The 1,858-nt window shown below is 49.1% G+C and carries 1 tRNA gene and 3 rRNA genes; all 4 read right to left on the reverse strand.

Going from position 1 to position 1,858, the window contains the following annotated elements:
* Window positions 1-687, reverse strand: a 23S ribosomal RNA gene (locus tag ACTNCH_RS12775); the annotation flags it as partial.
* Window positions 688-965: 278 nt separating this feature from the next.
* A tRNA-Ala gene (locus ACTNCH_RS12780) sits at window positions 966-1,038 on the reverse strand.
* Between the two features lie 6 nt (window positions 1,039-1,044).
* A 5S ribosomal RNA gene (gene rrf / locus ACTNCH_RS12785) occupies window positions 1,045-1,162 on the reverse strand.
* A gap of 192 nt (window positions 1,163-1,354) precedes the next feature.
* Window positions 1,355-1,858, reverse strand: a 16S ribosomal RNA gene (locus ACTNCH_RS12790); the annotation flags it as partial.

The following is a 1,858-nucleotide window of genomic DNA, read 5'->3' on the forward strand; positions in this document are numbered from 1 at the left end:
ACGCCCTATTAAGACTTGGTTTCCCTTCGGCTCCACACCTTAAGTGCTTAACCTCGCCAGTCCCGGCAACTCGCCGGACCGTTCTACAAAAAGTACGCGGTTCCGCATATAAAGCGGTTCCACAGCTTGTAAACACAGGGTTTCAGGTTCTCTTTCACTCCCCTCCCGGGGTCCTTTTCACCTTTCCTTCACAGTACTATGCGCTATCGGTCACTAAGGAGTATTTAGGCTTACGGGGTGGTCCCCGCTTGTTCCCACAAGGTTCCACGTGTCTCGTGGTACTCTGGATACCGCCATGTCTGCTTTCCTTTCATGTACGGGGCTTTCACCCTCTCTGGCTGGCTTTCCCAAAACCATTCTACTAGAATCACAGAATCAATTACGCGGTCCGAACCCCAGAGTGCACGCACTCTGGTTTGGCCTCTTTCCATTTCGCTCGCCGCTACTTTGGAAATCGAGTTTTCTTTCTTTTCCTCGCCCTACTTAGATGTTTCAGTTCAGGCGGTTCCCCTCCATACGTTATGAATTGGCGTATGGATGACTGAGGTCTTCTCAGCCGGGTTTCCCCATTCAGATATCTCCGGATCAATGGATATTTGCTCCTCCCCGAAGCTTTTCGCAGCTTATCACGTCTTTCATCGGCTCTTAGTGCCAAGGCATCCACCCTGCGCTCTTTCACGCTTGACCATTCTGACTGCCGGTGAGCAATCAGCTCATACATAGCGTTGTATGAGGGTCATAGGTTTGTTATTTTTAAGAGGTTTTCGTCCTCTTGGAATGATTACCACTGTATGCTCATGTTTCTGAGCATTTAGGTATACCTGTAAGGTATTACCTTTTAGGATAATCACCTCGGATGTCTTGTGTTAAATTCATTCTAAGGATTGAATTTAACTTGTAGATATTTCAGTATATAGTTTTCAAGGTACAATTTGTTTCTGACGCTAAAGAATTTCTTTAGCGAATGGAGATGGAGAGATTCGAACTCTTGACCCCCTGCTTGCAAGGCAGGTGCTCTCCCAACTGAGCTACACCCCCATATCATTCTGGCAGCCACCTGCTCTCCCATATCGTCTCCAACATAGTACCATCGGCCGCTTAGGTCTTAACCATCGTGTTCGGGATGGGAACGGGTGTGTCCCCTAAGCGCATCGCCACCAGAAATCTCTTAGGCTTTTCGTATTCTTTTGTTTTGAAGTACGAGCCTTCATAACTAAACAGTGCTTACCTCCACCACTCTCACTAAGCTCAATCTGTGATTTCGCTAAGTGTTCGGGTGGGCTTTCACACTAACCTCAGTCTGCGCTTGCGCTTGACTTCGCTAAGTGTTCAATGCCTACTCATTCTTCCTTAGAAAGGAGGTGATCCAGCCGCACCTTCCGATACGGCTACCTTGTTACGACTTCACCCCAGTTATCAGACCCGCCTTCGGCAGCTCCCTCCTTACGGTTGGGTCACTGACTTCGGGCGTTTCCAACTCCCATGGTGTGACGGGCGGTGTGTACAAGACCCGGGAACGTATTCACCGCGACATGCTGATTCGCGATTACTAGCGATTCCAGCTTCATGTAGTCGAGTTGCAGACTACAATCCGAACTGAGACGTTATTTTTGAGATTTGCTAGACTTCACAGTTTCGCTTCCCTTTGTTTACGCCATTGTAGCACGTGTGTAGCCCAAATCATAAGGGGCATGATGATTTGACGTCATCCCCACCTTCCTCCAGGTTATCCCTGGCAGTCTCTCTAGAGTGCCCGGCCGAACCGCTGGCTACTAAAGATAAGGGTTGCGCTCGTTGCGGGACTTAACCCAACATCTCACGACACGAGCTGACGACAACCATGCACCACCTGTCACCG

The organism is Candidatus Merdisoma sp. HCP28S3_D10 (genome assembly GCF_052065835.1).
In the GTDB taxonomy this organism is placed as follows: Bacteria; Bacillota; Clostridia; order Lachnospirales; family Lachnospiraceae; genus Laedolimicola.